Source organism: Shewanella fodinae, assembly GCF_014651955.1.
GTDB lineage: Bacteria > Pseudomonadota > Gammaproteobacteria > Enterobacterales > Shewanellaceae > Shewanella > Shewanella fodinae.
On sequence record NZ_BMXW01000015.1, the window covers coordinates 1 to 14,143 of the forward strand.

At 48.7% G+C, this 14,143-nt stretch carries 9 protein-coding genes; 7 read left to right on the forward strand and 2 right to left on the reverse strand.

Annotation, left to right across the window (positions count from 1 at the left end; all coding sequences use genetic code 11):
- Nucleotides 1-137: 137 nt before the first annotated feature.
- Nucleotides 138-2,225 (reverse strand): elongation factor G, encoded by a 2,088-nt coding sequence (fusA, locus tag IE064_RS13175; RefSeq protein ID WP_133037809.1) that lies wholly within the window; start codon nt 2,223-2,225, stop codon nt 138-140.
- Nucleotides 2,226-2,661: 436 nt separating this feature from the next.
- Entirely contained in the window at nt 2,662-7,218 is a 4,557-nt protein-coding gene (locus tag IE064_RS13180; protein WP_189618177.1) for an ATP-binding protein, read from the reverse strand.
- Nucleotides 7,219-7,345: 127 nt separating this feature from the next.
- Here IE064_RS13180 and IE064_RS13185 point away from each other — a divergent pair, with 127 nt between their 5' ends.
- The 7 genes from IE064_RS13185 to IE064_RS13215 all read left to right on the forward strand — a co-directional run bounded on the left by IE064_RS13185 (nt 7,346) and on the right by IE064_RS13215 (nt 14,080).
- Complete coding sequence (locus tag IE064_RS13185) at nt 7,346-8,257, forward strand: LysR family transcriptional regulator (protein ID WP_133037811.1); 912 nt, start codon at nt 7,346-7,348, stop codon at nt 8,255-8,257.
- A 117-nt stretch (nt 8,258-8,374) separates the two neighbouring features.
- Nucleotides 8,375-9,523: a pyroglutamyl-peptidase I gene (locus tag IE064_RS13190; protein WP_189618178.1), complete on the forward strand. Its 1,149-nt coding sequence runs from the start codon at nt 8,375-8,377 to the stop codon at nt 9,521-9,523.
- A gap of 59 nt (nt 9,524-9,582) precedes the next feature.
- Nucleotides 9,583-10,125, forward strand: a complete 543-nt coding sequence (locus IE064_RS13195; protein ID WP_189618179.1) for a SprT family zinc-dependent metalloprotease — start codon at nt 9,583-9,585, stop codon at nt 10,123-10,125.
- 113 nt (nt 10,126-10,238) lie between these two features.
- Nucleotides 10,239-10,976, forward strand: coding sequence for an endonuclease (locus IE064_RS13200; protein ID WP_373295270.1), 738 nt, complete (start codon nt 10,239-10,241; stop codon nt 10,974-10,976).
- A gap of 18 nt (nt 10,977-10,994) precedes the next feature.
- On the forward strand, nt 10,995-11,726 hold the full coding sequence (gene rsmE / locus IE064_RS13205; protein WP_189618180.1) for a 16S rRNA (uracil(1498)-N(3))-methyltransferase: 732 nt from the start codon (nt 10,995-10,997) through the stop codon (nt 11,724-11,726).
- Nucleotides 11,727-11,746: 20 nt separating this feature from the next.
- Nucleotides 11,747-12,697 carry a glutathione synthase gene (gene gshB, locus IE064_RS13210; protein WP_189618181.1) on the forward strand — a complete coding sequence of 317 codons (951 nt, stop codon included), beginning with the start codon at nt 11,747-11,749 and terminating at the stop codon, nt 12,695-12,697.
- Between the two features lie 12 nt (nt 12,698-12,709).
- Complete coding sequence (locus IE064_RS13215) at nt 12,710-14,080, forward strand: alkaline phosphatase (protein WP_189618182.1); 1,371 nt, start codon at nt 12,710-12,712, stop codon at nt 14,078-14,080.
- The last annotated feature ends 63 nt before the right edge of the window (nt 14,081-14,143 follow it).

Genomic DNA, 14,143 nt, shown 5'->3' on the forward strand with positions numbered 1-14,143 from the left:
CGGCGCGGAACTCATCGTGGAGCGGTAGGCGAGAGCCTCCAACAGAGACTCCGAATACATTAGCGCAGACCCACCTCGTCATTGAATTTTATGCTTGCAACAACGAGGCGGACCATACATTTTATTAGCAGAAAACCTTATTTAGCGGCTTTCTTGGCTTTAGTTTCAGCGATTACTTTCTCTGAAACGTTAGCTGGACATGGAGAATAATGTGAGAACTCCATGGAGAACTGACCACGACCGGAAGTCATAGTACGCAGGTTACCGATGTAACCGAACATTTCAGCCAATGGCACATCAGCTTTAACGCGTACACCAGTCAGACCAGCTTCCTGATCCTTGATCATGCCGCGACGACGGTTCAAGTCACCGATCACGTCACCGACGTTAGCATCGGGAGTGAACACATCAACCTTCATGATAGGTTCCAGCAGCTGTGGACCTGCTTTTGGCATTGTCTGACGGAAAGCTGCTTTAGCGGCGATTTCAAACGCGATGGCAGAAGAGTCAACAGCGTGGTAAGCACCATCAATCAGTTCGACTTCTACGTCCAGCACAGGGAAGCCTGCCAGCGGGCCTTCTTTCATCATGGATTCAAAACCAGACTCAACGGCTGGCCAGAATTCACGAGGTACGTTACCGCCCACAACAGAAGATACGAACTTGAAGCCAGTGTTGGCTTCACCTGGTTTGATGCGGTAATCAATCTTACCGTACTGACCAGAACCACCAGACTGTTTCTTGTGGGTGTAGCTATCTTCAACGGCTTTAGTGATTGTTTCACGATAAGCCACCTGTGGTGCACCTACGCTCAGTTCAACACCGTGAGTACGTTTCAGGATGTCGACTTTGATGTCCAGATGCAGTTCACCCATCCCCTTGAGGATGGTGTCACCAGTTTCCTGGTCAGTTTCCACCTGGAATGATGGATCTTCAGCCACCATTTTACCCAGTGCGATACCCAGTTTCTCAGAAGCACCTTTATCCTTCGGAGTCACTGCGATAGAGATCACTGGATCTGGGAAGATCATAGGTTCCAAAGTACATTCGTGTTTAGGATCACACAGAGTATGACCTGTCTGAACGTTCTTCATACCCACTACAGCGATAATATCACCGGCTTGTGCGTAATCGATTTCGCTACGGTCGTTTGCATGCATCATCACCATACGGCCGATACGTTCGGTCTTGCCAGTGGCACTGTTCAGTACTGTGTCACCTTTCTTCATCACACCTGAATAGATACGAACGAAGGTCAAGGCACCGAAACGGTCATCCATGATCTTGAATGCCAAAGCGCGCAGTGGTTCATCCACAGAAACAGTGGCAACTTCGCCAGTTTCTTCACCAGTTTCAGGGTCAGTCAGAGGCTGAGGCACGACTTCAGTTGGTGATGGCAGGTAATCTACTACCGCATCCAGCAGCAACTGCATCCCTTTATTCTTGAATGCAGAACCACAGAATGTGGGGAAGAATGCCAGATTGATGGTGCCCTTACGGATACAACGTTTCAGGTCTTCAACAGAAGGTTCTTCACCTTCCATATAGGCTTCCATCAGATCATCATCTTGCTCAACGGCAGTTTCGATCATCTGTTCACGGTATTCTTCAACCAAATCCACCATGTCAGCAGGTACGTCTGTCACAGTGTAGTTTTCTGGCAAACCGGAGTCATCCCACACATAAGCTTTGCGAGTCAAGACATCGACTACGCCGGTGAACTCATCTTCACGACCGATAGGCAGAGTCATCACCAGTGGAGTTGCTGCTAGAACACGTTTAATCTGACCAACAACACGCAGGAAGTCTGCACCCATACGGTCCAGTTTGTTTACGAAGATCAGACGCGCTACTTCAGATTCGTTCGCATAACGCCAGTTGGTTTCGGACTGAGGTTCTACACCGCCGCTACCACAGAATACGCCAATACCACCGTCCAATACTTTCAGTGAACGATAAACTTCAACGGTGAAGTCAACGTGCCCGGGGGTGTCGATAACGTTAAAACGGTGCTCTTTCCAAAAGCAAGTAGTCGCAGCTGACTGAATGGTAATACCACGTTCAGCTTCCTGCTCCATGAAGTCCATGGTTGAAGCGCCATCATGTACTTCACCTATTTTATGGATCTTACCAGTGAGTTTCAGGATACGCTCGGTGGTGGTAGTTTTACCCGCATCTACGTGAGCAAAAATACCAATATTTCTGTATTTCGATAAGTCAGTCATGATTCAACTTCATTATGAGTTAGTGAATAGGAGACGGAGTATGCCACTTCGTTGCTGCGACAGACGGAACCCCATAATTTAAGGCGCGTATTATAACACCGAAATCCCTGTATCCTGCAATGAGGAGTTTCAAATTTCACCAGCGCCTTAAAGACTAGCCCTGACTTTACCCAAATAACTATAAAAAATAGTTTATTTTTATGTAGTTAGCTTTATTTTGAAAACACAGAAATACGGATGTACTTACAGCCACATCCCATATTCCCGCAAATAATGGAAACTTTTATGACATTTTTTGCCAGAACTGCCGTAATCCTGACAAACAAAAGGGTGAGGTTAACGCTCATTGACGAAACAGATGATAGTCAACAAAGATAGCCAAGCTAGTCATCAGACAAAGAAGCCCGCAACTGCGGGCTTCTTTAACAACACTTTTTTACTCGTCAACCGGTGATACGACGAACAACAAATCCCCTTGGGAAACCTGCTGCCCATTGCCATTAAGAATACGCTCAATACGGTATTTCTTGTCTTCCGGATACAAGACAGCGCCTTTGCGGTTGAAACCGGCCAGCGTCATTTGCGAGAACATCTTCATCGCTTCAGTCAGCGCCAGTGTCTGCTCAACAGTGACGATGTCACCTTCTTTGACAAAATCGGCTTCACCGGGGGCAGGAGAGGTATAGAAAATACCAGCACCCTGCGCTAGCACTTTCAATTCATTGGATTCACCAACACGCAAAGATGCAGTATCCACCTTCTGAGTTTCAGCCGCCGCTTCCATTTCTGCAATCAGTGCCGGAATATCCAATTCAGCCATCAGGCGTGGCAGATAGTTAGTATCATAGACACCATCACGGAAAGTACGATCACTGAGGATGCGTTTTAGCAATGGAATGTTAGTTGCAATACCCTTGATCACGACCCGATCCAGATAATCCAACATCTTGTTGATGGTGTCTTCACGGTCTTCACCATGAACAATGATTTGAGCAATCAGGCTGTCATAGTACGGTGAAACTTCTTTACCTTCAGCCGCGATGGAGATCACTTCTACATTATCTTGTGGCGGCAAGACACACTCACTGATTAGGCCTGGATTTGGCACCAACTGTAATACACCGTGGCTGTCCAACGCCGCTTTTTCTGCGGTCACGCGCACTTCAATGGCGTAGCCCAGCTCTTTTGGCTGCAGTTTCTCGATAGACCGACCCGCAGCAATATCGAACTGTGCACTGACAATATCGATGCCAGATGTGACTTCGGTGACAGGATGTTCCACCTGCAAACGAGTATTCATCTCCATGAAATAGACTTCGTTAGCATCTAAGTTGTAGATGTACTCTACAGTACCGGCACCGGTGTAATCAGTTGCGTTACCCAAAGCTTCAGTGTATTTCATCACCTTTTGCTTCAGTTCTTCCGGCAACATGGTAGAACCTGATTCTTCAATCACCTTCTGGTTATTGCGCTGTACTGAACAGTCGCGGATCCCCAACACTTTGGTATTACCAAAACGGTCACGCAGTAACTGCACTTCGATGTGACGCAGTGAGGTGACGTATTTTTCCAGGTATAGATCGCCGTTACCAAAGGCGGCAGCCGCTTCTGTCGAGGTTTTCTGGAACAGACCTATCATCTCTTCAGGACGACGTACGACCTGAATACCCTTACCACCCCCACCTTGTACGGCTTTCAGCAGTACCGGATAACCAATTTCACTGGCAACATTTACCGCCTGCTCGGCATTGGTCAGAATACCATGTGAACCCGGCACCACTGGCACATTCTGGGACTGTGAGGTTTTAATTGCATTGGATTTGTTACCCATAGTCGTCATGGAGTTGACGCTAGGACCCACGAAATTCACGCCATTATTAACACACAATGCAGCAAACTGCGGACTTTCAGAAAGGAAGCCAATCCCTGGGTGCAACGCATCCACTTTCTCGTAATCCGCCACACGCAATACGGAATAAGCATTGAGGTAAGATTCATCTGAAGTGTTACCACCAAGACATACCAGCTTATCGTTTTCATTCAGCATCTCTGCCGGAACAGCGGTCATATCAGGATCGGATGCCACCAGCACCACATTGATATTGTTATCATGCGCCTTGCGGATCAGTTTAACGGCAGTACAACCACGGGCGTGGATCAATACTTTATTGATCGGCTTCATCAGTGCGCGCGGGTCATCTTGGACGATCTCATCTGCGCTCGTTTCGTGGGTGGTTGCGACCAAAGAGGACAAGGCACCAGAAATGACATCTTCGACGCTCTCTGTTGGCATCGGCATTAACGGATCAATGCTTTGCAACTGTTCATCCAAGCTATCGCTGAACGGATTGCTCACCAGGCCGTTCATCGCCCCAGGGACTTTCGACAGATAGTTTGACAAAGTAGCGGTTGATGGCAGATAAGCGGGAACCACCATCTGACCAGCAAATGGCATATTAGTACCCGACATATAATATGTCTGCACCAACGGGTGAGTCACAAAAGAAGCCTGCGCACCACCGGTACAGTCGCCGAAACCAAACATTAGGACTGGCAGTTCATTATCACGGATGAAGCGGGTCAGACGATCATTCACTACCGCCATAGAAAATAGTGCGGCAGCCCCTTCTTTGGTCTGCATGCCTCCGGAGCTGATAAAACAGATCACCGGCATTTGGCGTTTAGCACACTCAATCAGCAGCGCCGAGAATTTTTCGGCACTGGCCATATCGAATGCGCCAGCCTGAAATGCAGTATTGGATACGGCGACACCGACACGAATCTTCTTACCGTTATGGTTGAAATTTGCTAAACCGGTGATTAACCCACAGGGACGAATGCCTTTATCCAAGGCATCTTCAATAGATAAACGGAAACCGGGGAAATTCAGCGAATTGGCGGTCATCTTATCACCGTTGAGTTCATCAAACTTACTGAAGAACTTATCGATGATATTATTCCACGTCATATTGCCGGCTTTCTTCTCTTCACGCAGCACCTTCTGGATCAGCAGATCCTGATAGCCCATAGTGAGGCGGTTCCAGAAATCTTTGCGACGGCCAATACGTACCGGGTTGATAGCGCCAGTGTACTGAGTGTTGTCATCCTCGCTGTCGAAATACTCAGGCAACAAACGCTCAAAGAAGTAGGTCAAGACCACAAATAAACTGTTGTTCAACTGTGGGAAGCCAACACTTTTCCACTGTTCGGTCTTAGTGAGCAATTCGGCACGGTTGGACTGAGACATAAAATATTTCAGCCACTTATAGAACTTGCTCTTATCATTAGCGGTATCTTGGGTCGAAATCGCACGGTCGATAGACTTATGCAGCAAACCGTCCACCGATGCACGAGACAAACTCTTGTTCATCATGGCTTCTTTTGCAATAGACGCCAAGTTACCGACGACATTGTCGTACAATGCGTTGAAGATCAGGATGTTGTAACATTGCCAGATAAAGTCTTCACGCAACTCTTCATTTACGACCACATCCAGCAACGTCAGTTGATTTAATTCCGGCCACGGAGTCTGAGTCACTTCTGCTGGCAGCGTTTCCAGATAATGGATCAAGCCTTTGAAGTTGTTGGCAGCATTACTCTTCCAGCGGTGATACAAGCTCCAACCGATATTGAACAACAGCGCCTTACGGGCTTTTTTATAGTTCTCTTTCGGTTCACCCAAAATCAAGCGTGTCAGCATGTTACGTTCTGTGGAAATATCATCACGCTTGGCAATGAAATTATTCCACAACTTAGCGAGCTCTTCGTCGTATACCAGTTTGTCTGGATTCGATAACCAAGATTGGAACACCTTTTCCTGTTCTTTCTGGATACGCGCCCGTAGATCGCCTTCGGGCACACTGACCTTCGACAGACGGCCATATTGTTCCATCGAAATAGAATGAATACGGCTGCGCGCAGTCAGATAGCGCAAATAACGGTAAGCACTGCCAAACAGGTTAAGATGCATTGTCGGGCTGCTGGCCAGTGACATATGTACGGCGTTTTCCAGCGCCTGCAAGTTTTTTGAAGGGTATAAGAAACGGTTAAGGCTACGTTTGTAGTGCTCACGCAGATCTTCTGACTCTTTTACAAAAGCAACCGCTGCGCGCTCTACCGCTTCGATACCACTGATGATAGCGCGGCGCAAATTATGCTGGCGCTCATCGCGATCTGATGGCGAGAAATCGATAATGCCGTCAATACAACCGGTGGTGTATAGCTCTTCCGGCGACACCCCAACGGATTTAGCACATTCCTGCCAGGAAAGGTTGTATTTACGAGCAATACTCTGCAACCCTTGGGGCTGGATAGTGTTGAAAATACCGTCTCGCACCGACAACAAGATGTTTGCAGCAGCCAAGGGAATTGCCCCACCGGAATAACCGGCACCAATGACAATACCAATGGTTGGCACGTCCACGTTGGCGCTTTCTGCTATCGCACGGGAGATTGAATGAGCCTGATTATGGCTGTTAGCCAGTTCACCGGCATCAGCCCCCGGAGTGTCGATGAAGTATACAATTGGCATCGACAGTTCAGCGAAATGACGAATAGCTTCACAACACATTAGATGATGTTCAGGCATCCAAGCGCCATTTGCAGTAGTACGTTCTTGGGCAATAAAGCCGACGCGGCGGCTGCGGCCACCAAAATTCAGTTCAACTTCTGCGGAATAGAAAGGTCCATTGTGTTTTTCAACAATCATCTTACCTTTCAGATCGGCAATAATACGTTTGGCACCGGGACGATTTTTGTCCAGAGTCGGCTGGATTACCTTGGCAACGTAGCCATCCACGTCCAGCTGCGCCAGTGTCTTGAGATTGCTTTGGATGTCATCGTCATCCAACAGTCCGTTGATTTCGTCAGACAGACTTTGCTTACTATGCTCGGGAAATAGAGAGAAGTCCTTGGCCAGATGTTCTGCATGTAAAAACAATGGATCCGGCGCTTGGGCTTGAGTCGAGTTTTCGGGCTGCTTATTGGTGCTCATCAAAAAGATCCTCTGCTAAGCCTCTAAATTATATATGTACAGCCGCTAAATATAACTTTGTTATCAGCTGAATTACCATTAAACTGCCTTGGACGCTTTGTTCCATTTTTGAGACAGTCAGAAAAATATGCCAGATTTGAATGGGATGCTGCTATTTGCTGCAGTGGTCAGAGCAGAAGGTTTCTCCCAAGCAGCACGTGATACCGGGCTACCCAAATCCACCATCAGCCGCAAAATCGCTCAGCTCGAACAGGAGCTTGGCGTGCGCCTGCTGCAACGTAATACCCGCTCAATCAGTCTGACGCAGGTTGGCGCTTTATTCTACCAGCATTGCCAGACAATCTGTAATGAAGTTGAAGCAGCGCAGGCGACCATTGAAAACACCCACAATGACGTATCTGGACTGTTACGCATTGCCATTCCTGTATCTTTCAGCCAAGAAGTCATCGCCAACCTCTGCAGTGGCTTTATGCGCTTATATCCGGCAGTGGAACTAGATGTACAGTTCACGGATGGTGAGGTGGGATTGGTAGGTGAAGGTTATGATATCGCCATCAAATATGGCCCACTGCAGTCCTCTGACATGGTCGCCCGTCTTTTATTTGAACGTCAGCCCATACTGGTTGCCAGCCCCGGTTATCTCAAAGCTCATGGCACGCCAGCCACCCCCAAGGATTTGGCACAGCACGATGGAATTCTGATGGGCACGCTGCGTTCAGCGCCCATCTGGCCGCTAGGGAAAGGCAACCGCAAGACGATGGCGAGTTTTCGGCGTAAAGCCCGAGTCAACAGCGCCGCCATGGTGAAACAACTTGCGTTGGATGACTTTGGTATTGCCATGGTCTCTCACGCTGTGTGTAAAAATGAACTGGCACGCGGCGCGTTAGTGCCACTGTTACAGGAATGGCCAATCGAGCCCTTCAAAGTTTATGGGGTATATTCCAGCCGTCGCCAACTGGCAACCAATATCAGCGTGTTCTTGGATTTCTTTACCAAACGTTTTAATAGCCAAGAGTCACTGCAGTCACTAATGGTATAAGTTGTTAGTCAGTCATGGAAAATCCTGATGTTTTGTTGGCGCTCGTCTGTGACTGGTGCATACTTAATTTCAATGATTAGATCACTGACTTATAACAATATATTCAAAGGAACTGTCATGTTAAAGCTCTGCCCCACCCTTGGCCTGCTGACTGCGTTATTGTTGCCATTGTCGGTGACTGCTGGTGTTGAAGAAGATCGACTGCCAAAAGCCGAACAAGCCATGCCTGATGTCATCAGCCGCTATAGCGCCATTGTTAATGATTTAAGTGATAAATATCAGCGGCAGAAAGACGAGTTAAAAGTCACGCAGATGGTCGCCCACGAAGGACAACGTTTATGGCAGCAAGCGGTTCGAGATGTCAGCTCTGGTCATTATGATGATCGCTCGTTGTACTGGAGTCGACTACAGATGCGCACGTTGCTGCAACAGCAACAACCAGCATTCGGTATCGCTGACTGGCAGCGCGAGATCCTAACTAAAGCGGTTGAAAAAGCCTCTCGCGGTTTCAGCGACATCAATTACGCCGATGATGCCCAGATTAAAATTCTGCTGACTGGCTTTGATCCTTTCTTCCTAGATCGTCATATTGAGCAAAGCAATCCTTCCGGAATGGCAGCATTGGCATTGGACGGCTACCGTTTTCAAGTCAATGGTAAGCAGGTACAGATAGAAACGGTGATGATCCCGGTGCGTTTTGCTGATTTTGATGCCGGCATTATCGAATCACTGTTAACGCCAGTCTATCGAGACAATCGCGTCAATATGGTTGTCACCGTCAGTATGGGGCGCAACGATTTTGATATTGAACGTTTTCCTGGCCGTAACCGTTCAGCCAAAGCACCAGATAACCGCAATGTCATGACCGGTGCAGACAAAGAACATCCGCAGCCACCGAAACTGGATGGCAAGGCGCTGAATGGGCCTGAATTTGTTGAATTTTCACTCCCCGTTGCCGCCATTCAAGCGGTGAAGGGACAGTGGAAAATCAATGATAACCACACAGTCACAACCTTGCAGCGAGGCACGTTTGTCGCCAATAGCCTAAGTGAATTGCAAAACAGCACCGCGGTTGAAGGTTCCGGTGGTGGGTATCTGTCCAATGAAATATCGTACCGAGCCATATTACTGCAACAGCAACTGGGTAGCCGTATCGCTACAGGACATATTCATACACCACGACTGGCGGGTTACGATGCTCAGACAGAACAACAGATGATCGTTCAGCTCAAAGCCATGTTGACGGCAGCGGCGGCCACATTGTAGTTTTACCTAAGATGCGGGCGCAGCCCGCGTAATATTTCTGAGTGCGGTACCTGTAGTTTATGTGGCATATCTTTTCCAACCGATCCCCACAGGTGGTTGTTGCAGCAACCACCGCTGTGTTATCAGCGCTTGAGCAGCAACTGCTGCAAGCCGTCGAGCAATGTTATCAATTAGCAGAAAAGCACTTACAGCGCAGCTTCCCGCGACCGCAAGTAAACTTCAAGCTCAGAGGCAAGGCCGCGGGTACCGCACATCTGCAACTGAACAAGCTGAGATTTCATCCGGTATTGCTCAGAGAAAATCCTGAAGCATTTATTCGGGAAGTAGTACCGCATGAAATCTGCCATCTGTTGTGTTACCAACTTTATGGCAAAGTCAAACCCCACGGCGCCGAATGGAAACAACTGATGCAGCAGATTTTTCACTTGCCAGGTAAGACTACACATCAGTTTGACACAACCTCGGTGACCCCCAAGGGTAAGCGTTATCACTGCGCATGTGGTGATATTGAGCTAACATTGCGCCGCCACAATAAAATCGTTCGTGGACAAGCACGTTACCGCTGCCGCAGTTGTGGGCAATGGTTGCAACCGGCGGCATAGTGCAGCCAATTGCCAATAACCACAGCTTCTTTTACTATCTGCGCCACTATTACAAGCCCGAGTTAGTTACATCACGCTCTGGCATTAAGCGGTACTTTTAGGGGAACAGATTGATCTTTATACGCCTCAGGCAACTGTTGGTGCCAGTCCTGCTGTTATTTATTTGTCAACAGGCGCAGGCCGAACGCGCAGATAACTTTCACGAGGCAAAACGTCAAGCTAAGCAGCTATACGCCAAGCTGACAGTCAATAATACCTTTTACTGTGGCTGCCGCATCGACACGCAACAGAAGAAATGGCAACCCGACTGGCATTCCTGCGGTTTTCAGCCACGAAAGCAACCCGCTCGTGCAGCTAGGATTGAATGGGAACATATCGTACCTGCATGGGAGTTTGGACATCAACTGCAATGCTGGCAGCAAGGTGGTCGCAAGAACTGCGAACGCAGCAGCAAGCAGTTCAATCTGATGGAAGCCGATCTGCATAATCTGGTGCCCGCTATTGGCGAGGTAAACGGTGACCGTTCTAATTATCGTTTTAGCCAGTGGAATGCTAGTGCTGGGCAGTATGGCCAGTGCGAAATGGTGGTAGATTTTAAAAACCATAAAGTTCAGCCACCGCAGCGAGCCCGAGGGGCAATTGCCCGAACTTACCTGTATATGCATGATACTTATCAGTTGCAATTGGCTGCGGCCCAACAAAAATTATTCACTGCCTGGAATCATCAATATCCGGTCAGCGAAGACGAATGTCGCCGCGATGATGCCGTTGCCAAAGTGCAGGGAAATCACAACATCTATGTACAGTCACGCTGTTTAAGTGGCGCTATTTCCGGCAAAATAGCGCAGTAATTTACCTAGGAACACACTATGAGAGTCCCGAGAGTTTATCATAGCGGCAATGTTGTCATCGGCCAGCAGCTACAGTTAGATGAGGAAGCGGCGGCTCATATCGGCCGAGTATTACGGATGAGCAGAGGCGAAGAGATTTGTCTGTTCAACGGCGATGGCAAGGATTACTTGGCGCAGATCCAACAGGCTGATAAGAAATCAGTAACGGTAACTATCCTTTCCGCACAAGCCAATGCCACGGAATCACCCTTGCAAATTCATCTCGGACAAGTGATCTCCCGAGGTGACAGAATGGACTTCACGTTACAGAAGTCGGTAGAACTGGGCGTCAACATCATCACGCCGTTATTTTCAGAACGTTGCGGCGTCAAACTTACTGGCGAACGCCTAGAAAAAAAAATCCAACAGTGGCAAAAAATAGTCATCAGTGCTTGTGAACAATGCGGCCGTAGTGAAATTCCCTTGGTTCGTCCAGCGATGGAACTGACAGATTGGTGCACTGAAAATGATGACGCATTAAAACTGAACCTGCATCCACGCGCCAGTCATGGTATTAATGGGTTAACATTGCTCAATCATAAAATCAGATTGTTGATTGGCCCTGAAGGCGGCTTATCTGCCCAGGAGATTGCAATGACCGAACAACAAAACTTCACCGAAGTGCTACTGGGGCCTAGGGTGCTGCGTACCGAAACCGCCGCAATGACAGCCATTACTGCCTTACAATTACGTTTTGGTGATTTGGGGTAATCCCAATAAAGGAAAGCAAAATGATTAAACTCGGCATCCTGATGGATCCCATCAAAGACATCAATATCAAAAAAGACACCAGTTTCGCCATGCTGTTGGCGGCGCAAAAGCGCGGTTATCAGCTGTACTACATGGAGATGCAGGATTTGGCGTTGATTTCCGGTACGCCGGTAGCCAGTATGCGTAGCGTCAGCGTGCGTCAGGATCCCCACGACTGGTTCACTTTAGGCGAACGCCAAGAACTGCCACTCAGTGACCTTGATGTTATTCTGATGCGCAAAGACCCGCCGTTTGACACCGAATACATTTACGCCACTTATATGCTGGAACGCGCTGAAGAAGCAGGAGTGTTGATTGTCAACAAGCCTCAGAGCCTGCGCGATGCCAACGAAAAATTGTTTACTGCTTGGTTCAGCGAATTCACTCCTATTACCTTGGTGACCCGCGATGCCATGCGTATCCGTGAGTTTCATCGTCAGCATGGCGATATTATCCTGAAACCTCTCGATGGCATGGGCGGCACTTCGATTTTCCGAGTGAAACAGGATGATCCCAACGTCGGGGTAATCATCGAAACACTGACTCATTATGGTCACAACTACGCAATGGCGCAGGTATATATCCCGCAAATCACCCAAGGCGACAAACGTATTTTAGTGATTGATGGCGAGCCGGTGCCCTATTGTCTAGCGCGCATTCCCAAGCAAGGTGAAACTCGCGGCAACTTGGCCGCTGGCGGTTCCGGCGTCGCCCAGCCCTTGTCAGAAAGCGACTGGAAAATCGCCAAAGCTCTAGGACCTGAGCTAAAAAAACGAGGATTAATTTTTGTGGGGCTAGATGTCATTGGCGACAAACTGACAGAAATCAATGTTACCAGTCCCACCTGTGTTCGCGAAATTGAAGCCGCTTTTGACGTGGATATCACTGGCATGCTGATGGACGCGATTGAGCGTCGTATCAGCCAGCAATAACAAGGATTTACAATGAAGTTCAAACAACTGTCGGCACTAGCGCTAGCGTTGTTATTGCCGCTTACGGCGCTTGCCGAGGATATGTTGGCACCCGCTCTGGCTCCATCACGCCCGAAAAATGTAATTATCATGATCGGTGATGGCATGGGCCCGGCATATACCACGGCTTATCGCTATTTCAAGGACAATCCGGATACAGAAGAAGTGGAACAGACAGTGTTTGACCGCTTGTTGGTTGGCATGGCCAGCACTTATCCGGCCAGAGTCAGTGGCTATGTCACTGACTCTGCCGCAGCGGCAACGGCGCTGGCAACTGGCAGCAAAAGCTATAATGGGGCAATTTCAGTAGACCTGCAAAAACAACCACTGGAAACCATTATGGAACGGGCCAAAAAACGCGGGCTCAGCACTGGTGTGGCAGTAACCTGTCAGGTGAATCATGCCACGCCAGCCGCTTTTTTAAGCCACAATGAAAGTCGCAAAAATTATGATGAGATTGCCGCCACCTATATCAATACCGATGTGGACGTATTGCTCGGCGGCGGTCAGAAATATTTCACCGCGCCAATGTTAGAAGCTTTCCGCAACAAAGGTTATCAGGTAATTAACGATTTCAACCTGTTACAGAATGTTACCCAACCTAAGGTGTTAGGACTCTTTGCTGACGTGCAACTGCCTTGGGCGGTGGATGAACCCGATGCCCATCGGCTCAGTACCATGACCAACAAAGCCCTAGCGTTATTGTCACAGAACCCCCAAGGCTTTGTGTTGATGGTGGAAGGCAGCCAGATTGACTGGGCAGGCCACGACAATGACATCGTCGCAGCGATGGGTGAAATGGATGAATTTGCCCACGCGGTAGAAGCCGTCGAGCAATATGTGCGCAGCCATCCTGATACCCTGATGGTCGTCACAGCCGATCACAATACCGGGGGTATGTCGATTGGCCGCGATGGTAAATATGCTTGGTATCCAGAAGTGATTAAAGCGGTTAAAGCCAGTCCAGAAACGCTGGCAGCCAAAGCGTTGGCAGATGATAACTGGCCGCAGCTCCTTGCTGATGGGCTGGGATTTGCTATCGATGACGAACTCAAAGCGCGTTTTGATCATGCCAGAATGCAGGGCAAGGATGTGCTGGCGCAAGCTATCAAACACGAAATTGACCTGCGTTCCAACACCGGCTGGACGACTAGTGGTCATACGGGGGGCGACGTACAGGTATTTGCGACCGGCCCCGGCGCGGAGTTATTTATCGGTAATCAGGACAATACCGATATTGCCAACAAACTGGTCAGCCTGTTGCCTAAGCCCAAAAAGGCTACAGCGGCAAGCGTACCCGTGCCTGCGCCAGCTCCAGCCAGCGCCCCCGTTTCAGCTAACTGAGATTAAACCGCATTGCCGCTAACAAGAGCAGCCACTGGCTGCTCTTTTGCTATCACATTCCCT